Here is a 20959-nt window from a genome sequence, read left to right on the forward strand (position 1 = left end):
CAGCGTTGGCAGGCACAGACGCATTACACCGGCGGGACATTAAACCGATCTTAAGGACGCATCGAAGTCCAGCATGACACCCAGGCCGCGTCCGTCCAGGCCTGTGCCGAAGGCCAGCGCGATGCCGTGCAGGTCAACGATGCGCCGGACGATCGACAGGCCGAGCCCGCTGCCTGGCTGGCCCTGCCCGAGCACGCGAAAGAACCGCTCGCTCAGGCGCGCGCGGCTGGCCGCGTCCACGCCCGGGCCATTGTCGCGCACAGCAATGCGGTCGAATCCGCCGTACCGGCGCGCATCGATCTCGATGCGGCTGCCGTCCGGGCAATAGCGCAGTGCGTTGTCGAGCAGGTTGCGCAGCACGATGTCGAGCATCTGCGGATCGGCCTCCACGTGGTCCAGCTCGCAGTGCACGGCGATGCGGATGCCGCGCGCCGCTGCTTCCTGCGCATGCGCGCCCACGAGGCGCTCGAGCAGCGCCGGCAAGGGCACCGGCTGGCGCACCAGTTGTTCGCGCGCCAGCGGGTCCAGACGCGCCAGCGTCAAGAGGCTGTCGACCAGCCCGGTCGTGCGCGCGATATCGTGGCGCAGCTTCTGGAACGGCGCGGCCAGTTCGGGATGCTGGCGCTGCAGCAGTTGCACATGCATGTGCAGGCCCGCCAGCGGTGTGCGCAGCTCGTGCGCGGCGTCGGCAGTGAAGCGGCGCTCGGCCTGCAGCGCCGCTTCCAGGCGGCCCAGCACGCCATTGAGCGCCTGCACGATCGGCAGTACTTCGCGCGCCTGGCCGGCGGTAGGCACCTGCGTCAGGTCGTGCGGCGTCTTGGCCGCGATGGTCGCTGCCGTCTGGCGCAACGGTTTCAGAATGCGCCCGGTCAGCACCCAGCACACGAGCGCCAGCAGCAGCAGGAAACCCAGCACGGGCAGCCACAGCGATTCGGCCAGCTCTTCGAGGATGTCGAAACGCTTGCTCTGCTGCTGGCCGACCTGGACCTCGACGCTGCGCGCGGCGTCGCGCACGACGAACACGCGCCACGGATCGCCGTTATTGCGCACGTCGGCGAAGCCGTCCTGGTCATCGAAATCCGTCACGAACGGTTGCGCAGGCGCGCCGCCGGTACGCTGGACGACGCGCCCGTGGGCCACGATCTGGTACTGCATGTCGACCTTGCGGCCAGGCCGGCTCTCAAGCCCCGGCCGCAGCAACAGGCCGCGCTCGTTCCAGTCGGTGGTGGCGGCCATGATCATGTGGCCCGATTCCTCGAGCGCATCGTCGAACACGTCATTGGTTTCCTGCCAGGCGATGACGGTGACAATGCCCAGGCTGGCCAGCCACAGCACGGTGCTGGCGGCCACGATGGCGATCAAGAGGCGCCGACGCAATGACCACGGCTGCACCGGCGAATCATTCACCATCGGTCTTCATCCGGTAGCCCAGCCCGCGCACAGTAACGATGCTGTCGCTGCCGAATTTCTTGCGCAGGTTGTGCACGTAGACCTCAATCGCATTGCTTTCGACTTCATCACCCCAGCCATACAGCGTTTCTTCGATCTGGGCCCGGGTGACGATGCTGTTCTTGCGCAGCAGCAGCGCATACAGCACGTTGTACTCGCGCGCCGTCAGCGCGACGGGCACGCCGCGCAGGCTGGCCGCCTTGGTATCCAGGTTCAGGGCGATCTCGCCGTGCACGAGGTCATTGCTCACCTGGTTCGCGCCACGGCGCACGGCCGCGCGGATACGGGCCGACATTTCCTCGAGTTCGAACGGCTTGACCAGGTAGTCGTCGGCGCCCAGGTCCAGGCCTTCGACGCGATCGGCCAGGGCGTTGAAGGCCGTGATCAGGATGACGGCCACGCCATTGCCGGCCGCGCGCAGCTGGCCCAGCAAGGCGTCGCCGGACAGGCCCGGCAAGCCGCGGTCGAGTAGCACGCAGTCGTAGCGATGGGTCATCAGGGCCGTCTGCGCCGAGTCGCCGCGCTGGACCCAGTCAACAGCGTGGCCATCGAGACGCAACCAGGCCTGGATGGTGTCGCCAAGGGAGAGGTCGTCTTCGACGAGCAGAATGCGCATGGTATGGAATCAATAGATGGAATGACTTACCTTGCCATGCTTGCGCGGCAAGATGAACCGAATCTTAAGGCATCGGAGACGCGAATGAGAATGCGTGAGTTTTCAGCGATACCGATGCCGTAGACTGGCAATTTTCCACGTTCGACTTCACGCCATGAGATTCCGACTTGCATTGACTCGCTTTACCACGCCGGCAGCGTCGCTGATAACGTGCCTCGGCATGCTGGCAACCGGCTCGGCGCTGGCTGCCGAAACCAATTTCTGTACATCGATGTGCGAATCGACGCAGCGCGAATGCCGCGCCGAGGCCAGCTCGGGTGGCAAGGAACGCTTCGTGCCACCGCCTGAGACCGCTGCCCGTAATCCGTTGGCGCGAACGGCCGAGGGTGCAGTGCCCGGCCAGGGTGCACGCGCCCTGCAGGCTGCAGGCGACACGCATCGCCGGCTCGACCGCGCTGGCGCCTGTGACAAGGCGTATCAGCAGTGCACACGCAGCTGCCTCATCCAGACCGCGACGAAACAGCAGGCTGCACCGGCGCAGCGCTGATCCTTGGCACAACGCAGGCGTTACGCTTTCTTCAGCGCCGACGCCTTGTGCGCCGCCTCGGCCCCGGTCTTGTCACTGACCACCAGGTATTCCGGATGCTCTTTCGATGCCGCGACATGGTGACTCTTGATGTCGGTCGGCGCCGTCAATTTTTTCTTGACCTTGCCGGTGACCGTGCCCTGGGATGACTCCCATTCCACCTTGTCACCGGCCTTGAACGTCGTCGTCATGGCCCTGCTCCTTTCAGCAATGACGTGAACCGGGACGCCCCGGTTCACGTTGAAACTTACTGACCTGGCTTGAGAATCACCTTGGTCCAGCCATCAGCACGCTCATCGAACTTCTTGTACGCGTGCGGCGCTTCGTCCAGCGACAGCTCGTGCGAGATGATCTGCGACGGCTTGGCGCGACCGGCATGGATCAGCTTGGCGAGGCTGCGGTTGTACGCCTTGACGTTGGCCTGGCCGTTGCCGATACGCTGGCCCTTGAACCACAATTTGCCGTAGTCGAACGCCAGCTTGCCTTCCTTGGCCAGCTCGTCTTTCGCACCCGGATCTTCCGGCAGGAACACGCCCACCACACCGATACCGCCGGTTGGCTTGACCGCTTCGACCAGATTGTTCATCGTCAGGTTCGGCACTTCCTTGCCGTGCTTGTCGCAGCACTGGTAGCCCACGCATTCGCAACCGCAATCGGCGCCCTGGCCGTCCGTCAGTTCCTTGATCTGCGCGGCGCCGTCGCCTTCGATGTCATTGATGCCGATCGCGCCCATCTTCTCGGCCAGTGCCAGGCGGTCCTTGTTCGGGTCAACGACGAACACGCGGCTCGCGCCCTTGAGGAAGGCCGACATCGCCGCCATCAGGCCCACCGGACCGGCGCCATAGATGGCCACCGAGTCGCCCGGCTTCATCTGCGCCAGTTCGGTTGCGTGATAGCCAGTCGGGAAAATATCCGACAACATCACGTAATCGTTTTCCTTTTCTTGCGCATCCTTTGGCAGCACCAGGCAATTGAAGTCGCCATATGGCACGCGCAGCAGTTCAGCCTGGCCACCGCTGTACGGACCCATGCCGGCAAAGCCGTAGGCCGCGCCCGCGCTGCCCGGATTGCAGGTCAGGCAAAAACCGGTCAGGCCGCGCTCGCAGCTTTCGCAAAAGCCGCAACCGATATTGAATGGCAGGCAAACCATGTCGCCGACCTTGACGCGGTCGACGGCCTTGCCGACGGCGATGACTTCACCCATGTTCTCGTGACCGAGAATGCGGCCTGTTTCCATGCTGGTGCGACCTTCATACATGTGCAGGTCGGAGCCGCAGATGTTGGTGGTCGTGATGCGCACCAGCACATCGGTCGGCTTCTCGATCGTGGCGTCCGGCACGTTCTTGATCTGGACATCGCATGGTCCGTTGTAGACAAGAGCTTTCATTGGGTTCCCTTCGTGAGGCGTTCGGTGAATAAAACACCTACTTTGGGAGCCGCACGATTGATGCTCTGTTCGCCAGGTCACACACCGCGGGGCTGCGGCGCATGCGCCTACGTGGCATTGCCGGTCAACGCGCCAAGTCGATAACCACAAGAAATTTGACAGCGCGCCAGAGCACCTGTGCCCAAGAAAAACGGCCAGCCCGCAACTGCGGCTGGCCGTTCGTATCGTACGAAATAAACGCTTACTTCTCGACGATCTGGCGCACTCGGCGGCGCAGTTCGCGCTCCTGTTTCTCGTGCGCTGTCCAGTCTTCGCGCACCCCGCGCCATAACGAGATCAGCATCAGGATGATGACCAGCGAAAACGGCACGGCAAACACGATGGTCGCCGTCTGCAGCGCCTTCAGCCCGCCTGCCAGCAACAGGCTGATCGCAATACCGGCGATCAGGCCGCCCCACAACAGCTTGCTGCGGGTGGACGGATTCGGATTGCCGCCACTACTCATCATGCTCAGCACCAGCACGGCTGAATCGCCCGACGTGACAAAGAACACCACCACCAGCAACGTGGCCACGCCCGACATCAGCGTGCCGAACGGCATCGCTTCGAACATCGCGAACAGCGCAGTGGCCGTGTCCGCGCGCACGGCGTCGGCAATCGGGATCTGCTGCCAGATCTGCATGTGCAATGCAGTGCCACCAAAGATCGAGAACCAGATGAACGCGGCCAGTGTCGGCGCCAGCATCGTGCCCAGGATAAATTCACGGATCGTGCGGCCACGCGAGACGCGGGCGATGAACAGGCCCACGAATGGCGACCATGAAATCCACCAGGCCCAGTAGAAGATGGTCCAGCTGCCGACCCAGGTGCTGTCGCGGAACGGCGTTGCGCGCAGGCTCATGCGGACGAACTCGGTGACGTAGTTGCCCAGAGTGCTGGTCAGTGTGTCGATGATCGCCACGGTCGGGCCAAGGATGAACACGGCCAGCGCCAGCAGCGCAGCCACGGTCATGTTGGCGTTCGAGAGCAGCTTGACGCCACGCGCCACGCCAGTAACGGCCGAGCCCAGGAACATGACGGTCGCCAGCACGATGATGCCGATCTGCGACGCTTCGCTCACTTCCAGGCCAAACACAGTGTTAAGACCGTTGTTGATCTGCAGCGCGCCCACGCCAAGCGATGCTGCCACGCCGAAGGCGGTTGCCACCACGGCCAGGCCGTTGAAGAACCCGCCCATGTGCTTGACGATCGGCCATGGCAGCGCGTCCGTCACGGTGCTGACCAGGGCGACACCGCCGCGCCGGTACTGGAAGAAGGCGATGGCCAGGGCCACGGCGCTATATACGGCCCACGGGTGAATACCCCAATGGAAGAAGGTGTAGCGCATGGCGGCGCCCGCTGCTTCCGGCGTGCTCGACACGGTGCCGGGTGGCGCTTCGATGTAGTGCGAGATCGGCTCGGCCACGCCGAAGAACACGAGGCCGATGCCCATGCCGGCGGCAAACAGCATCGAAAACCAGCTGCCGAGCGCGAATTCCGGCTCGTCGTCTTCGCCGCCGAGTTTCAGGTTGCCGTAACGGCTGAAGGCGAGGAACGCGACGAACACGACCATGCCCAGCACGACCCAGAGGTAGAACCACCCGAAATTGCGGGTGACGGTAGCAAGTGCGGTCTCGAACAGCGGACCCATGGTGTCGGGTGAAATGACACCCCACAGAACAATGGCGAGGATGAAGCCCGCCGATAATGCTGTCTGCATAATTTCTCCAGAGACAGAACGCGCGGGGCGTTGTGATAGTTAAATGACCACGCAATTGTAAGTGATTTGTAAATTTGCTGCGCAGCAACAATTCTCCCGTGCTAGCTGTCCTGACATGCCATTATTGTATTTTCCAGGCTACACATAGTTCGCCATGGCAGCGGGTTTGGTCGCATAATTCATGAACGCTGTCATGACGAGCCGCGATATGCCACCGACCCACGCCGCCCTTACGCACCGCACGCCACCTGCTACCGCCTGCGTGGCGCCGCGGGTGCCGGTCTCGCGTCTGTCGCGCCTGTACGAAGTCATGGACCTGATGCTCGACTCGGTCGGCGATCCGCTGGCCCTGGGCAGCCTGGCCGCGTCAGCCAGTTATTCGAGCTACCACTTCGACCGCATCTTCCGTGAACTGACCGGCTTTTCGGCGGTGGAATACCAGCGCAAGCGGCGCCTGCGCCGCGCCGCGCACCTGCTGCGCCACGAGCCGGACGTGCCGGTCGGTCGCATCGCGCAGGATTGCGGCTTTCCGTCCAACGCAGCGTTCGCCAAGGCCTTCCGCCAGCAGTTCGGCATGCCGGCCAAATCCTGGCGCGATGGCGGCTGGCGCATCTATATGGATGCCCAGGTCGGGCGCGAAAGCGATGTCAGTTTCTTTGTCGCCGAGCCGGGCGAACTCACCGCGCTGAACGCCCCTTACTGCGCTCCCGTGCCGGGCAGCGTCGCCGCGCGCGTCACGCTGCGCCAGTTACCGGCCTTGCAGCTGCGCTACCAGCGCTTCTTCGGCCAATCCGGCGCGGCGCTGTCGCTGGCCTGCAATGCCTTCATCTGCGCACAGGAAAGCGCCGGCATCCCACGCGGGGCGCCGTGGTACGGCGTATTCGACGAAGATCCGGGTTTTACGGGCGAGCGCGAATACTGCTACGACTTCGGCTTCGACGCCGGCGTGCTGGCCGACCCGGGCCTGGGGCTGCGCGTGCTGCCGGCAGGGATGGTGGCGCTCCTCGAATTTCACGGCGAGTGGCCGCGCTTTCGGGCGATGTACGAAGACTGGCTCGAGCACCAGAGCGTGTGGCGGCTCGATGCGACGCGGCCCCATGTCCAGAAGGTCGCACGCACCGAAGATGGCGGGTGGCAGGGCTGGCTGGCCCTGCCGGTCAAGCGGCGCTAGTTGTTCTCCACCGCGTTATCCGGCGCTTCGATGCGCATGAAGCGGCTCAGCACCAGCACCGGCAGCGCCGCCACCAGCACCCACAGAAAGAAATCGCGATAACCCAGCGCCTGCTGGATGTCGCCGCTGATCGTGCGAAACAACACAAAACCCAGTTGCATGAAGCCGGTCCCCAGCGCGTAGTGCGCCGCCTGGTACGGGCCGCTGGCGACCACCTGCATGATGAACAGGATCACGCCGACAAAGCCGAAGCCATAGCCGAACATCTCGAGCCCCAGCGCACCCACGATCAGCGGCATCGAGACAGGCTGCGCGTCGCTCAGGTACCAGAACACGGCATTGGGCACGTTCATCGCCAGGATCAGCAGCGGCAGCGCGCGCTTGAGGCCCAGCCAGGCCGTGAAGTAGCCACCGGCAATGCTGCCGACCAAAAAGGCCGCGGTGCCGACCGTGCCATACACCCAGCCCACCTGGGCGGTGCTCAAACCCAGGCCACCGGCCGCGCGCGCGTCGCGCAGGAACAGCGGGCCGATCGACTGGATCTGCCCTTCCCCGGCGCGAAACAGGATGATGAACAGGATCGCCATCCAGATGCCCCGCTTGGCAAAGAAGGTCTTGAACACGTCGACCAGCGTGGCCTGGACATCGCGCGCATGACGGATCCGCCCCGCGAGCTTGGGCGTGGCGGGCAGCGCATGCCAGTGGTACAGGCCCAGCGTCACCATCAGGCCGCCAAGCAGCAGGAACACGACGGTCCAGGCAGAAGCGATGCCAAAGCGTTCTTCGAGTTCGCCCGCCAGGATCAAGAGACCGCCGAGCGAGAGGAACTTGGCGGCGTTGAAGAAGGCGCCCTGCCAGCCGGCATACGCTGCCTGCTCGCGCGACGTCAGGCTGCTGATATAGATGCCGTCGGCGACGATGTCGTGCGTGCTCGACGCCAGCGACACGATCGCCAGCAGCGCCAGGCACACCGCAAACCACATGGGCAGTTGCAGGGCCAGCGCGACGAGGGCCAGGCAGGCGCCGCCGAAGATCTGGCAGGTGACGACGGCCATGCGCCGGCTCGGCGCCAGTTCCAGGAACGGACTCCACAGCGCCTTGAAGGCCCAGGCCAGGCCGAGCAGCCCTGTCCAGCGCGCGATCTGGTCGTTCGGCACGCCCATGCTCTTGAGCATCTGGCCGGCGACCAGCGCCACCGCATAGAACGGCAAGCCCTGCGCCAGGTACAGCGTGGGCACCCACGACAGCGGGTGGCGCCGTGGCGCATGGTTGACCGGAGCAGCGACCAGCGTCTCGTTCATGGCGATTCCAGATTCAGGGTGACGATGCGGCTCACGCGACCGTGCGTGTCGATGCTGGCCAGTTTCACGATGCGCACGCCGCGCACAGGCACCGGGTCGGCGTAGCGCGGGCTGGTGGTATCAGGATCGGTGCCATCGACAGTGTAATGCAGGCCCAGTCCGGGAAAGGCGATATTCGCCTGCAGCATGCCGTCCTCCACGCGGGCGCCCGGCGGCGGCAGGCGGTAGTGCCAGCCGTGTCGATCAAGGCGCGGCAATTCGCGCCGCCCGAGGCGGTTGGCGAATTCATTCCAGTCCGGCCTCGTGTCCTGTGGTGACCACGCGCGTTCGGCCAGGCCGAGCAGGCGTGGCATGGCGAGATACTCGAGCCGCGCGCGTGAGCGCACGTTCTCGCCCCAGAGCTGGCCCTGCAAGCCCGTGACGCCAGCGCTCGGCGCCAGATCGAATGCGTCGCGCGTGCCGACGAAACCGGCCCAGTAGTAGCCCGGTTCCAGCGGATGCTTGGCGTGCGCAAAATCGAAATACAGGCTGGTGGCATTGGCCAGCACGACGTCGAAACCGGCAGCGGCCAGTTCGGTCGCGCAATCGCGCTCGTGCGGCAAGCCGCCGTTGTTCCAGACATAGACATGGAAGTCGCGCCCGGCCTGGCGCCGGTCGGGCGCCAGCACGCCATCGGCCCCGGGCCTAAGCGCCGTTTCTTCCCAGCCCGCAAACGCGATGCCATGACGCGCCAGGATCGCGCGGCAGCGCGCCTGGAAGTCGTCGCGCAACGCGCGCACATCCGTCCACCCACGCGCGCGCATGCTGGCCTGGCAGACGGGCGAACCGACCCAGGCGCCGCCAGGGACTTCGTCGCCGCCCGTGTGCAGCACGGTCAGCGGCACCTCGGCCTTCCGGTACAGCGCGGCCACCTCAGTGACGACGGTGTCGATGAAACGGTCGACCGACGGCAACGCGATGCACATCACATTGTCGTGCCACAGCTGCACCGATTCATAGGCCGATGTGTCGGCCGGATCGCTGAGCAGATATTCTTCGGCGCCGGCCAGGTCACCCGCCACCATCAGGCGCGCATGCCGCACGCGCATCGCTTCGACCGCCGCGCGTGCGTGGCCCGGCAGATTGAATTCGGGGATGACGTCGATGTGGCGCCCTTTCGCATGGCGCAGGATCGTGACGAACTGGTCGGCCGTATAAAAACCGCTGCCGCTGGATGCATCGACGGCGGCGCCGGAGCCGAACGACGGTGGCAAACACGGTCGGCCCGGGTGCGCAACGCCACGCTGCGCGCCGATGGTGGTCAATTCCGGCAAGGCGGCAATCGCCAGACGCCAACCCTCATCGTCGGTCAGGTGAAAATGGAAGCGATTGAGTTTATACGCGGCCATGCAGTCGAGCAGGCGCAGCACGGTGTCGACGCCGGAAAAGTGGCGGGCAACATCGAGCATCATGCCGCGGTAGGCGTAGCGCGGCGCATCCTGCACTGATCCCAGCGGCAGCGCGCCATCGGGCGAGACCAGCTGCGCCAGGCTTTGCAGGCCGTTGAAGACGCCGTGGGCGCTGGCGCCCGTGAGCACCACGCGCTGCGCATCGATGTCGAGCGAATACGCTTCATGCCCTAGTTCAGCGACCGGCCCGATGGCGAGCGTCACCGCGCCCTCGCCCGGCGGCAGGTCGGCCAGCAGCGCGCGCAGGAACCACACTTCATTGTCCAGCCCTGCCCCATGCACGATCGACGCGTCGCGCCCCAGACGATACTGGCCACCCGTGAACCGCGCCGAGCGTGGACGCGGCGTGATACGCCCGACCTCGTCCTCGGGCAGGTACGACAGCGCCGCGTTCTGTGCAAAGCGCCAGGCCGCATCGGCGGTGGGTACGGCGTCGCCCCGGTTGCGGTGCCGCTGCTCTGGCCGCACGAACGGCGCGATGACCGGGTCGCCCAGGTCGACGGCCGCGCCGCCCTGCCCCGGCAGCAAATAAAACCCCAACGGCGCATCGGTGATGCTGATCGCCCAGTGCAGCGCTTCGTAGTCGAGCGTGTGCGTTTGCCCCGGCAACCAGGCATCGCCCCCCGGCATCGACAGCGCAAACAGGTCGCCATTGACATGCGCGATGGTGTAGCCGGCACTGACCGTCTCGGCCAGGATCTTGCGGCAGGTGTTGAAGCACAGCGTCCAGCCGGATGCGATGGGCTCGCAGCCATCGTTGCGCAGCACGAGGCGCGCGGCAAACGCGTCGTCGCGTATGAAATTGCTCAGGCATTCCCAGGCGATGTGGATCGCCGGGCCGCCATCGGATCGGTCCGTCATGGGTGTCCATTTGGATGCGGGGCGGCCAAAGCCGCCCCTGGGCTGATTACAGCTTGCCGCGCAGGCCGAGGTAGAAGGTACGGCCGTTCGAGTAGAAGGCGCGTGGCCGGTCCTCGTTTTCGGCGTACATCTTGATGGTCTCGTTGGTGAGATTGAGCGCGTCGAACGTGAGCGTGAAGCGGTCGCTCAGCTTGACGTTAATCGAGCCGGCCAGCGACGGCATGTCGTCCACGTGCTGGCTCGCGCCGCGGTCCACGCCGGCCTTGTACTTCGAGCGCCAGTTGTAGGCCAGCCGCGCCGAGAAACGTTCGTTCTCGAAGTAGCCGGTCACGTTGTAGGTATTGCGCGACGAGTTGATGAGTTCACCGCCATCGTCGAGCTCACCATCGGCGAACGTGTAGTTGACCAGGAAGCCGAAGTCACGCGCCACCGGCTGCTGCCAGCTCAGCTCCACGCCGCGATTGCGCCCGCTCGTGTTGTACGGCGACGTGATCTGGTATTCGGTCAGCGTGCTGCGCTTGTTGTTGTAATAGGTGCCGGTCGACGTGCCCTGCGCCACGATCGAGCGCAGGTCCATGTAGAACAGGCCCGCCGACAGCAGCGCCTTTGGTGCGTAATACCATTCGGCGCCGATGTCGAAGTTGGTCGAGCGCACCGGCTCGAGGTTGACGTTGCCGCCGTTGCCACTCAGCGCGTCGTCGTTGAGCGAGACCGAACCGCCCAGCGCGCTGTAGTCAGGGCGCGCGATGGTCTTGGCCAGCGCCGTGCGCAGCACCAGGTCGGGCGTCACGTTGTACTTCAGGTTGGCGCTTGGCAGGTAATCGCGGTAGGTGCGCTTGAACGTGGTCGGGGTGTAGGCGCCGAAGGCCGAACCGGTGATCGGCGCCGGGCCGCCCGGCAGATTGACGATCGTGTTCTGGCGCGTCTCGACGGCGCGCAGGCCGACATTGCCGCTCCAGCCGTCGCCGCCGAAGTCGACCATGCCGTACAGCGCGGCCGTCTTCTCGCCCACTTCGAATTCGTTCATCCAGTTATGGCGCAGCACGTAGTCGAGCAGGCGGTTGCCGGGGATCGCACCCCAGGCGCCCAGTGCCGCGCCGTCGTACTTGAAGTAGTTCGACGCGACATTGCCGCCCAGGTCATTGGCGAAGTCGCTCGGGTACAGCTGGCCGTTCCAGGCCGGGCCCGGATTGGTAAAACCCAGCGGGCCGGGACGGGTTTCCAGCGGATGCTCGGCATTGCGCTGGTGATCGGTCCAGCGCGCGCCAAAGCGCACGGCCTGGAACGTTGGATTGTCCAGGCGCAGCTCGCCGTCGAGCTGCGCATACTGTTCCTTGTCGACCGACTGCGATTCACCGCCGCCGGCCCAGGCGGTCGAGCCAGGCGAGACCGTGTTGCCGCCGGGGTAGCTGACCGACGCCGGCGAGAGGCCGTTCAAGCCATACACCATGCCGCCATCGACATTGTTCTGGTAGTAGACGTCGTCGCGGTCCCAGCCCACGCCGCGGGTCTTGCCGAGCTTGCCCGAGAGCGAGAAGCGCTCGTTGACGCGCCACTTGCCGTTGAAGTCCAGATACCACGATTCGCCGCCCGCATCCGGGCGGTAGATGTTATCGACCTCGCCCGCGTTGCGCGTGAATTCGGCCCCCACCAGCGTGTTGTTGCGCACGACCGGGTTCAGTGGAATCAGGTTCAGGCTGTTGATCGAGTTGGCCGGCGCGGCCAGCCAGTTGGTGTTCTGGTGCGGCGCTTCGAGCTTCGAATAGAAGCCGTTGACGTCCAGCGTCAGGTCGCGGTTCGGGCGCACCTCGATGTCGAACGCGCCGCCTTCGCGCTTCTTCTCCTGCTCGAACAGCGCGGCGCCGATGAAGGTCGGCACGACCACGCCGGCCAGCGCCGGGTTGGCGAGCGCCGCCGCGCTGGTCGCACTGATCGGGGTGTAGCCGAGGATTTCCTGGCCATCGCGCCGCACGGATGATTTCTCGGAGAATCCCTGGATCAGGATGCCGGCCGTGTTGGCGGCGTTTTTCCAGTTCACGAGGCCCGACAGATGCGGCTTGGTCTCACCGGACAAGTCGTTGTAGTTGGCCTGGACCGAGCCTTCGACGGTCAGCTGCTGGCGGAAGTCGAGCGGGCGGCGCGTGATGACGTTGATGGCGCCGGAAACGCCGCCTTCGACCAGATCGGCCGTCGGACTTTTCTGGACCACGATTGAGCCGACCAGCTCGGACGGCAGCAGCGAGAAGCTGCTCGAACGGCCGACATTGCCGCCGATCTGGTTCAGCACGAACCAGTCGCCGGTGCTGATCGCGTGGCCGTTGAACAGCGTCTGCTGCAGGCTCGGGCTGGTGCCGCGCAGGCTGACGCGGTCGTTTTCGCCGAAGCCGCCTTCGCCGCCGGCGGACGATTGCGTGTTCACGCCAGGCAGGCGGGAGATGGCGTCGGCCACGTTTTTATCAGGCATCTTGCCGATGTCTTCGGCCGTGACCACCTCGACGACGGCGTCGCTGTCGCGCTTCTGGCGCAGCGACTGCTCGAGCGCAGCACGCACGCCCGTCACCACCACGGTCTGCGGCGCCAGCACCGGCGCTTCCTGCGCGCCCGCCCCGCTCATCGCCAGGATTGTCACCGCCGCTGCGATCGCGGTCCGCTGATACTGCCGTGCCTTCAACTCATTCATGTGCGCTCCAAAAAACCAGGTTGGCTATCGGGTGTTAGAGAGCGCATTGTGGTGGCATCCGGGATGCCGTGTTTGTCAAATCTTGCTATCCGGAAGAGGAATTCATCACACTGACATATGACTGTGGCAGCAGATTCAGGGCGCCGGGAACGGCACCAGCGCCAGTCCGCGCTTGAGCGCATCGAAGCAGGCCGGGTCAAGCGCGGTGCCGACGGTCTTTTCCATCATCTCGAGCGCCTGCGGGATCGGGATCGCGCCGCGGTACGGGCGCTCGGCGGTGATGGCGTCGAAAATGTCGGCGGTGGTGATGATGCGCGTCTCGAGCCGGATGTCGTCCGCATGCAACCCGCGCGGATAGCCATTGCCGTCGAGGCGCTCGTGGTGAGCGCCGGCAATCGACGCCAGTTCGGCGAACGCCGCGATGCGGCCGAGGATCGTTTCGGTGTATTCGGCGTGCTGGCGCACGGCGGTCCATTCATCGCGGTCGAGCGAGCCTGCCTTGTCGAGCACGCTGTTGCTCACGCCCAGCTTGCCGACATCGTGCAGCAGCGCGCCGCGCTTGAGCCAGCGGCGGCGCTGCGCCGACAACCCGAGCGCCTCGCCGATCATGTCGGTGTACAGCGCCACGCGTGCGCTGTGGCCGCTCGTGTACGGGCTCTTGGCGTCGACCACCTGGCCGAAAGCGGTGGCGATATCGTCGAGGTAGTCTTCGTCGAGCGCAACTTCGTGGCCGGCCGGTTCCAGTGCGAAGACGGCGCGATCCAGGTCCGGCGCGGCCAGCTTGCGCCAGAACGCATCGTCCAGCGCGACCTGCTCGAACGCCGCCACCAGCCGCGGATCGAACCAGCTGCCGGCCCGCGCCGTGGCTTCGTGCAGCGCGGCCTCGCGCCCGCCATCGGTGTGGAACACGTCGATCACTTGCGCCAGCAGCGCGATGCGCGCATACACGGGGATTGCGTCGCCCGCAAGCTGGGCCGGCTTGCCCTTGCCGTTGACATGCTCGTCGAGCGAATAGATGCCTTCTGCCACGCCCTCCGGAAAGCGCAGCAGGCGCGCGATGTCGGCGCCGCGCTGGCAGCGGGTGGCGATCAGGCCCTGGGCGATCTCGGGGCCGTCACGCAGGATCGTCATGACGCTGCGGAACCGTTCGGCCAGGCCGGCTTTCAGGCCCGTATGCTTGAGCACGAAACCGAGCACCTGCGGCAGGCTGTCGCCTACGGTCTTGAAGCTGCGCTTGAAGTCGAGGTCGTCAGTCATGTACAGCTCGCAGATGCGGGCCGCGTTGCTGCTGCAGCCCAGGTCCTTGAGCAACAGCGTGTAATACAGTTCCCACAACTGGTCGTCGTTCAGGCCAGCGACGCGGCCAATGTGCATCCCGATCCAGCAGCAGCGCACGCAGTGGCCAGCCGGCTGGCCTTCGGTAATGTCGAGCGCATAGCTCAGCGCGCCGATCAGCTCGGAGAGCTTCATGGCGCTGGGGGCCAGCATCTCCTGCGGCGCGTCGGGGTGCATCATAATTAGTTCCGTGTGGCAATAATTATGAATGGTACGCCACAACATCCGTGGATAATCACCACGGCCATAATATTGGCAAGCGATGCGGCGCGGATACCACAGATGAGCCTGGCACTGCATGGTCGTTCCGTAAACGACAACACCGGCGCGAGGCCGGTGTTGTGCTGGTGGCGGCTAAGCCACCCTTATTGCTGACGCATTGCTGGTGCTATCAATAACCGCGGCCGGTGGTGCCGGTGGTACCCGTACCGGTGGTGCCAGTGCCGGTACCTGTGGTGCCAGTGGTACCGGTAGTGCCAGTACCTGCGGCGCCGCTGGTGCTGCCGGTCGTACCGTTGCCCATCGTACCGGTCATGCCGGTGGTGCCGGTGGTGCCGGTAGCGCCGCTGGTGCTGCCCGTCATGCCGGTGGTCCCGGTGGTGCCAGTCGCGCTACCGGTTACACCGGTCATGCCACTGTTACCCATCGAGCTGCTGGCGCTACCGGTCACACCCGTAGTGCCGCTGGTGCCGGTGCGGCCCGTGGTACCTACCGTGCCTGCACGGCTGTCGACAACGCCTGCCGAGCCGGTGGTGCCGGTCATTGGCTTGGTGCTGCTGCGACGGTCGTTTTGCGGCGTCATGCTGCTGGTGCCGGTCGCGCTCATCGACGAGCGGCCCGTCGCATCCTGCATGCTGCTGCCGGTCTGGCTACCAACCTGGCCCGAGGTACCTGCCATGCCAGTGCCCGTGCTCGTGCCCGTCGCAGTACCGGTACGGCCCGTGGCACCTGCCGTCGTGCTCGTTTGTGCGTGGACTGCAGTGGCACCCAGCATGGCAACGGTCAGTGATGCGCCGATCATTCCTTTGAGTAGCTTATTCATGGTGTTCTCCTCAATTGTTTTGTATCGCGTGCCCGACACATGATTGCGTCAAGTCATGAATCGAGTGTACGGGCACCGTCAATATGGGCGCGCACAATACCGCTCGGAAATATTAAATCGTCGCCCAACAGCATGCAATTTGTCGCCAAATGCAGGCATTTTTTTGATTATTGTTGAGCTGACAATGCCGCCTCTGCCGAGAGTGTTCCGAGCTCGGCGTAGAGTGGCAGAATGCTGTTGCGGTCGTCCGGATACACCCGGTTGGACAGGAACACGTAGAAGCTGCGCGACTGCGGATCGATCCACAAAATGCAGCCGGTAAAACCCGTGTGGCCGTAACTGCCGCGCTGGTAATGCCGGCCGCGTGGCCGCCGCGCAAACGGCGAATCGATGTCCATCCCCATGCCGCGCAGCGCGGTGATGCCCGGTGGCGACTGTGCGGTGCACAGCAGGCGCACGCTGTCAGGATGCAGCACACGCACGCCCTCGAGTTCACCGCCCGCAAGCAGCATGCGGGCAAAGCGCGCGACATCCCGCACAGTCGAGAACACACCGGCCGAGCCGGCCACGCCACCCATCCGGCGTACTGTCGGATCGTGGACATGGCCTTGCAGCACGGCGCCCGGTGCCAGATCGCGCTGCGCCTTGGACATGCTTGCATCGACATCCACCGCGCCACGCTGTGTGGGCGCAATCGTCCGCCCGTCGCCGCGCGCCAGCGGCCGATAACCGGTGTCCGGCATGTCCAGCGGCGCAAAGATGCGCTGTCCGGCAAACACATCCAGCGGCACGCCGGACACGCGTTCGATCAACAGGCCGAGCAGGATGTAATTGATGTCCGAATAGCGAAACACACTGCCCGGCAGATGCGTCACGCGCTCGAGCGAGGCCAGCAGCAGCGCCGCTTCCTTGCCCTGCCACACCGGCGTGGCCGGCAGCCCGGCCAGCAAGCCCGACGTATGCGTCAGCAACTGGCGCACCGTGATCGCATCCTTGCCGCCGCCCGCGCACTCGGGAAGGTAGCGCAGCAACGGCGCTTCGAGGTCGATCTGCCCGGCCTCGTGCAGCAGCAGGATTGCCGGCGCCGTGACCAGCACCTTCGTCAGCGACGCGACGTCGAACACGGTGTCGACGGTAACGGGCGCGGCTTCCGGCCCGAAGTCCAGCCGTCCGTATGCGCGCTCGGCATGCGCTGCGCCCCGTTCAAGCCGGTACACCGCGCCGGGCAGCGAGCGGGCTGCGACAGCAGCATCGATGGCAGCGTCAGTTGCGGCGAGATGATGGGCGTTGAAGCCTGTTTGCACGCTCATGACGACATATTGTATTGACAAGCGGCCAGTGCAGTTTTGGGCACCCTTGCACGCGTTTTTTCGCATCGGCGTATCATTGTTCCATGATCCCTTTATCGATACTCGACCTCTCGCCGATCGTTCAAGGCAGCGATGCGGCAACTTCCTTCAAAAGCTCCCTCGACCTCGCCCAGCATGGCGAACGCTGGGGCTACAACCGTTACTGGCTCGCCGAACACCACGGCATGCCGGGTATTGCGAGCGCCGCTACCGCGGTACTGATCGCCCATGTTGCGGCTGGCACGTCCACGATTCGCGTGGGCGCCGGCGGCATCATGCTGCCGAACCATGCGCCGCTCGTGATCGCCGAACAATTCGGCACGCTCGAATCGCTCCATCCGGGCCGGATCGACTTGGGCCTGGGCCGCGCACCTGGCTCCGACCATACCACGGCGCGTGCACTGCGCCGCAACCTGGCGTCGGACGCCGACGAGTTCCCGCAGGACGTCGTGGAACTGATGGATTACTTTGCGGGCGCAAGCCGCCGCCAGGTACAGGCCGTGCCGGGCGCCGGCCTGAACGTGCCGCTGTGGATTCTCGGTTCGAGCCTGTTTGGCGCGCAACTGGCGGCGCACCTCGGCCTGCCGTATGCATTCGCGTCGCACTTCGCGCCGCAAATGATGATGCAGGCGATCGACATGTACCGCAGTAACTTCCGTCCATCGGCGCAGCTGGCCGAGCCGTACGTCATGCTCGGTTTCAATGTGTTCGCGGCCGACACCGACGAAGAAGCGCATCTGCTGGCCACCTCGATGCAGCAGGCGTTCGTGGCGCTGCGTACAGGCAATCCAGGCAAACTCAAGCCGCCGGTCAGCGGCTACCTGGAAGCGCTGGACACGCCTGAGCGCATGATGCTCGACAGCGTACTGGCCTGCTCGGCGATCGGCTCGCGCGACACCGTGGCCGCCCAGCTGCACGCGTTCATCGACAAGACCAAGCCGGACGAGATGATGATCACGTCGCAGATCTACGACCACGCAGCCCGCCTGCACGCGTACGAGATCACGGCCGATATCCGGCGCAACAGCTGACCCCAGCACCGATGTTTCAACGATAAAAAAGCCCACCCGGCGCGTGCCGGGTGGGCTTTTTTACGTTCGTACCACGTGATTACAACGCCTTGCCATCCGCATCAATGCGGCGCACCTCGCCCAGGTTCAGCGCGCGCACGTCCTTCTCGACCTTGCTCATGTCCCCCACCACGACCCACACCAGGCGATCGCTCAGGAAGCTGCGCGCAGCGAGCGCATTGGCCTGCTCGGGCGTGAGCGCCAGCGCCTTCTCGGTGTAGGTGTTGTAGTAGTCGTCCGGCAGGCCGTATTGCACGATGGTCGTGTAGGCGCCGCCCAGCTGGCCGGCCGTCTCGAAGCTGCCCGGCAAGCGCAGCGTGCGGTTGTCCTGCGCGAATTTCAGCTCGGCGCCGGTGATCTGGCGCTCACCCGCCACGCCCTTGTATTCGCGCACCAGTTCCTTGAGCGCATCGCCGGTCTTGTCGGTCTGCACCGGCGAAATGCTCATGAACGTGCGCTGGCCGACGGCCGGCTGCAGTAGGCTGCGTACGCCATACGACCAGTGCTTGTCTTCACGCAGGTTCATGTTGATGCGCGAGCTGAACGTGCCGCCGAACACGTCGTTGACGATTTCCAGCGGCAGCGACTCGGGGCTATTGCGCGGCGGCGCCAGTTGCGCGCCGACGATCACGCTTTGCAGCGCGCCCGGCCGGTCGACCAGGTACACGAGCGGCTTGCCTGGCGCGGGCACGGTGGCGATCACTTTCTTCGGCACCTCGCCGCCCTTCCAGCCGCCGAACGTTCTTTCGAGCATCGGCGTGATCTCGGCCAGCGTCGTGTCGCCCACGACCAGCAGCGTTGCGTTGTTGGGCTTGAACCAGGTCGCGTGGAAATTGGCCAGGTCGCCCCGGGTCATGCGGCCCACGGCGTCCTCGGTGCCGTTGGCGGTGCGCGCATACACGTGACCCTGGCCGTACATCAGCGCCGGCACGACGCGCAGCGCAATACCCTGCGGATCGACTTTCTCGCGTGCGATCGCGGCCAGACGGTCTTTCTGCAGGCGCGCGAATTCGTTCTGCGGAAACGCCGGATTGCGCACCAGGTCCGCGTACAGGCCAAGCGCCTGCGGCAGCGTCGCCTTGAGCGCATTCATGCCGACAAAGGCGCCATCGAGATTGATGCTGGCGCCAAAGGTCGCGCCCAGGCGTTCGAGTTCTTCGCCGATCTCGAGCGACTTGCGGGTGGCCGTGCCTTCTTCGAGCATGCGCAGCGTGAGGCTGGCCACGCCCGGCAAGGCGGTGCTGTCGGCCGAATAACCGCTGTCGACCATCATCTGCAGGTTGACGACCGGCGCTTCATGGCGCTCGGCCAGCACCACCTTCAAGCCGTTGGACAGCGTGACGCGCTGCATTGGCGGCAATTTGAGGGACATCGCCTTGCCGGCAACCGGTTCCTTGCTGCGATCGAGCCCCGTATCGGTGGCGGCCAGGCCGGTCGGGAACGGATCGATCTGCAGCACGTAGTCGCCGTCGCTGAGCCAGTCGTTCATCGCCTTTTTCACCGTGGCCGGGGTGGCGTCCTTGATGCGCTGGAGGTAGACCTTGTAGCAGTCCGGATTACCGGTGAAGGTCTGGCACGAGGCCAGAAGGTCGCTCTTGCCGCCGAAGCCGCCGACGCGCTCGATCATGCGCGTGTACTGCGCCAGGATCGTGGTCTTGGCCAGGCGCAGCTCGGCGTCCGTCGGGCCGTTCTTCATCAGCGCGCGCAATTCATCGTCGGCAGCCTGCTCCATCTTCTTGACGTCGGCGCCGGGGCGGGCCGTCAGCGTCATGTCGAACTGGCCGCCGATTTCCGACGAATCGTCGCTTGCCGTGGCGCTGGTGGCCAGTTGATCCTTGTAGACCAGGCGCTTGTACAGGCGCGACGTCTTGCCGCCGCCCAGCACGCGCGCGCCCAGGTCGAGCAGCGCTTCTTCAGGCGTGTTCGCGCCCGGCACGTTCCAGGTGCGGTAGATGCGCGTTTGCGGCACGCGGTCCTGCGCCAGCGTGCGGTGCGTGTCGGTGCGTTTGGCGATCCAGGCATCGTGCTTGGCCAGCGGCGGGCCCGGCGGAATCGCGCCGTAGTATTGCTCGACTTTCTTGCGCGCTTCTTCGGGCGAGATGTCACCCGACAGCACCAGCACCGTGTTGTTCGGGCCATAATTCTGCTTGAACCAGTCCTGCACGTCCGTCATCGAGGCCGCGTCGAGATCGGCCATCTTGCCGATCACGGTCCAGGAATACGGGTGGCCGACCGGATAGGTGTTCTCCACCAGCAGCTCGTAGGCGATGCCGTAGGGCTGGTTCTCGCCCTGGCGCTTTTCGTTCTGCACGACGCCGCGCTGGATATCGAGTTTCGTCTTGTCGACCGTGCCCAGCAGGTAACCCATGCGGTCGCTCTCGGCGAACAGCGCATAGTCGAGCATCGAGGTCGGCACGTTCTGGAAGTAGTTCGTGCGGTCCTGGCTGGTGGTGCCGTTCAGGTCAGTCGCGCCGACCTGTTCCATCGCATTCAGGTAAGTCTTCTTGAAGTTGTCGCTGCCGCTGAACATCAGGTGTTCAAACAGGTGGGCAAAACCGGTCTTGCCCGGTTTCTCGTTCTTCGAGCCAACGTGGTACCAGGTATTCACGGCCACCACCGGCGTCTTGCGATCTTCGTGCACCAGCACGGTCAAGCCGTTCTTGAGCGTGAATTTGGTGTACTTGATGTCCGGGATCGGGATGTCCGGCGTGCTGGCTGGGGAGACTGGCGCGGCCTGCAGCGTGGATACACCGAACATCAGCGCAAGCGCTGCCGCGAGGTAAGTGGTGCGACGAACGAGAACTGCCATGCTGCGCCTCCTGAATGGGTCGGGAAAGAACCATTCTAGGCACGTTTCAGTTAGTCAACAAACAAAACAGCGTATGCATGTCTCACGGAGAGACAA

The 20959-nt window shown here is 64.9% G+C and carries 15 protein-coding genes; 3 read left to right on the top strand and 12 right to left on the bottom strand.

What is annotated here, in order from left to right; all coding sequences use genetic code 11:
* Positions 1-39: 39 nt before the first annotated feature.
* Together AC56LV_RS21625 and AC56LV_RS21630 are read right to left on the bottom strand one after the other, a co-directional pair.
* Entirely contained in the window at positions 40-1410 is a 1371-nt protein-coding gene (locus AC56LV_RS21625; protein WP_499560644.1) for an ATP-binding protein, read from the bottom strand.
* Positions 1400-2065, bottom strand: a complete 666-nt coding sequence (locus AC56LV_RS21630) for a response regulator transcription factor (protein WP_183553903.1) — start codon at positions 2063-2065, stop codon at positions 1400-1402. The genes AC56LV_RS21625 and AC56LV_RS21630 overlap by 11 nt, the downstream gene beginning before the upstream one ends.
* Positions 2066-2219: 154 nt before the next feature.
* Here AC56LV_RS21630 and AC56LV_RS21635 point away from each other — a divergent pair, with 154 nt between their 5' ends.
* A complete protein-coding gene (locus AC56LV_RS21635; RefSeq protein ID WP_499560646.1) occupies positions 2220-2612 on the top strand; it encodes a hypothetical protein in 393 nt (130 codons plus the stop codon).
* Between the two features lie 20 nt (positions 2613-2632).
* Here the strand turns inward: AC56LV_RS21635 and AC56LV_RS21640 are convergent, their stop codons facing one another.
* The 3 genes from AC56LV_RS21640 to AC56LV_RS21650 all read right to left on the bottom strand — a co-directional run bounded on the left by AC56LV_RS21640 (position 2633) and on the right by AC56LV_RS21650 (position 5797).
* Positions 2633-2842, bottom strand: a complete 210-nt coding sequence (locus AC56LV_RS21640; protein ID WP_183553907.1) for a hypervirulence associated TUDOR domain-containing protein — start codon at positions 2840-2842, stop codon at positions 2633-2635.
* Between the two features lie 56 nt (positions 2843-2898).
* Positions 2899-4038 carry a glutathione-independent formaldehyde dehydrogenase gene (locus AC56LV_RS21645; protein ID WP_183553909.1) on the bottom strand — a complete coding sequence of 380 codons (1140 nt, stop codon included), beginning with the start codon at positions 4036-4038 and terminating at the stop codon, positions 2899-2901.
* A gap of 241 nt (positions 4039-4279) precedes the next feature.
* Positions 4280-5797, bottom strand: coding sequence for a BCCT family transporter (locus AC56LV_RS21650; RefSeq protein ID WP_499560648.1), 1518 nt, complete (start codon positions 5795-5797; stop codon positions 4280-4282).
* Positions 5798-5990: 193 nt separating this feature from the next.
* On the opposite strand from AC56LV_RS21650, the gene AC56LV_RS21655 reads away from it, so the two are divergent.
* The gene (locus AC56LV_RS21655; RefSeq protein ID WP_499560650.1) at positions 5991-6968 is read left to right on the top strand and encodes a helix-turn-helix domain-containing protein; all 978 of its coding nucleotides are present in this window, start codon (positions 5991-5993) and stop codon (positions 6966-6968) included.
* On the opposite strand, the gene AC56LV_RS21660 is transcribed toward AC56LV_RS21655, so the two are convergent.
* From AC56LV_RS21660 to AC56LV_RS21685, 6 genes are all read right to left on the bottom strand, one after another.
* Positions 6965-8269, bottom strand: a complete 1305-nt coding sequence (locus tag AC56LV_RS21660; protein ID WP_499560652.1) for an MFS transporter — start codon at positions 8267-8269, stop codon at positions 6965-6967. The two genes, AC56LV_RS21655 and AC56LV_RS21660, sit on opposite strands and share 4 nt — an antisense overlap.
* Entirely contained in the window at positions 8266-10578 is a 2313-nt protein-coding gene (locus AC56LV_RS21665; RefSeq protein ID WP_499560654.1) for a family 20 glycosylhydrolase, read from the bottom strand. The genes AC56LV_RS21660 and AC56LV_RS21665 overlap by 4 nt, the downstream gene beginning before the upstream one ends.
* Before the next feature lie 46 nt (positions 10579-10624).
* The gene (locus AC56LV_RS21670; protein ID WP_499560656.1) at positions 10625-13258 is read right to left on the bottom strand and encodes a TonB-dependent receptor; all 2634 of its coding nucleotides are present in this window, start codon (positions 13256-13258) and stop codon (positions 10625-10627) included.
* A 135-nt stretch (positions 13259-13393) separates the two neighbouring features.
* Complete coding sequence (locus tag AC56LV_RS21675) at positions 13394-14773, bottom strand: HD-GYP domain-containing protein (protein WP_499560657.1); 1380 nt, start codon at positions 14771-14773, stop codon at positions 13394-13396.
* 211 nt (positions 14774-14984) lie between these two features.
* Positions 14985-15635 (bottom strand): hypothetical protein, encoded by a 651-nt coding sequence (locus AC56LV_RS21680; protein WP_499560659.1) that lies wholly within the window; start codon positions 15633-15635, stop codon positions 14985-14987.
* A 167-nt stretch (positions 15636-15802) separates the two neighbouring features.
* A complete protein-coding gene (locus tag AC56LV_RS21685; RefSeq protein ID WP_499560661.1) occupies positions 15803-16945 on the bottom strand; it encodes a serine hydrolase domain-containing protein in 1143 nt (380 codons plus the stop codon).
* Between the two features lie 83 nt (positions 16946-17028).
* On the opposite strand from AC56LV_RS21685, the gene AC56LV_RS21690 reads away from it, so the two are divergent.
* Positions 17029-18015: an LLM class flavin-dependent oxidoreductase gene (locus AC56LV_RS21690; protein ID WP_499560663.1), complete on the top strand. Its 987-nt coding sequence runs from the start codon at positions 17029-17031 to the stop codon at positions 18013-18015.
* A 79-nt stretch (positions 18016-18094) separates the two neighbouring features.
* On the opposite strand, the gene AC56LV_RS21695 is transcribed toward AC56LV_RS21690, so the two are convergent.
* Positions 18095-20863, bottom strand: a complete 2769-nt coding sequence (locus AC56LV_RS21695) for a M16 family metallopeptidase (protein WP_499560665.1) — start codon at positions 20861-20863, stop codon at positions 18095-18097.
* Between the last annotated feature and the right edge of the window lie 96 nt (positions 20864-20959).

The sequence above is a fragment of the Telluria sp. RB2R28 genome (assembly GCF_059685835.1).

Coding starts and splice junctions, on each gene's coding strand:
- AC56LV_RS21660 (WP_499560652.1), bottom strand. CDS start 8,269: ATGAACGAGACGCTGGTCGCTGCTCCGGTCAACCATGCGCCACGGCGC.
- AC56LV_RS21640 (WP_183553907.1), bottom strand. CDS start 2,842: ATGACGACGACGTTCAAGGCCGGTGACAAGGTGGAATGGGAGTCATCC.
- AC56LV_RS21680 (WP_499560659.1), bottom strand. CDS start 15,635: ATGAATAAGCTACTCAAAGGAATGATCGGCGCATCACTGACCGTTGCC.
- AC56LV_RS21670 (WP_499560656.1), bottom strand. CDS start 13,258: ATGAATGAGTTGAAGGCACGGCAGTATCAGCGGACCGCGATCGCAGCG.
- AC56LV_RS21645 (WP_183553909.1), bottom strand. CDS start 4,038: ATGAAAGCTCTTGTCTACAACGGACCATGCGATGTCCAGATCAAGAAC.
- AC56LV_RS21690 (WP_499560663.1), top strand. CDS start 17,029: ATGATCCCTTTATCGATACTCGACCTCTCGCCGATCGTTCAAGGCAGC.
- AC56LV_RS21685 (WP_499560661.1), bottom strand. CDS start 16,945: ATGAGCGTGCAAACAGGCTTCAACGCCCATCATCTCGCCGCAACTGAC.
- AC56LV_RS21655 (WP_499560650.1), top strand. CDS start 5,991: ATGACGAGCCGCGATATGCCACCGACCCACGCCGCCCTTACGCACCGC.
- AC56LV_RS21665 (WP_499560654.1), bottom strand. CDS start 10,578: ATGACGGACCGATCCGATGGCGGCCCGGCGATCCACATCGCCTGGGAA.
- AC56LV_RS21625 (WP_499560644.1), bottom strand. CDS start 1,410: ATGGTGAATGATTCGCCGGTGCAGCCGTGGTCATTGCGTCGGCGCCTC.
- AC56LV_RS21630 (WP_183553903.1), bottom strand. CDS start 2,065: ATGCGCATTCTGCTCGTCGAAGACGACCTCTCCCTTGGCGACACCATC.
- AC56LV_RS21675 (WP_499560657.1), bottom strand. CDS start 14,773: ATGATGCACCCCGACGCGCCGCAGGAGATGCTGGCCCCCAGCGCCATG.
- AC56LV_RS21695 (WP_499560665.1), bottom strand. CDS start 20,863: ATGGCAGTTCTCGTTCGTCGCACCACTTACCTCGCGGCAGCGCTTGCG.
- AC56LV_RS21635 (WP_499560646.1), top strand. CDS start 2,220: ATGAGATTCCGACTTGCATTGACTCGCTTTACCACGCCGGCAGCGTCG.
- AC56LV_RS21650 (WP_499560648.1), bottom strand. CDS start 5,797: ATGCAGACAGCATTATCGGCGGGCTTCATCCTCGCCATTGTTCTGTGG.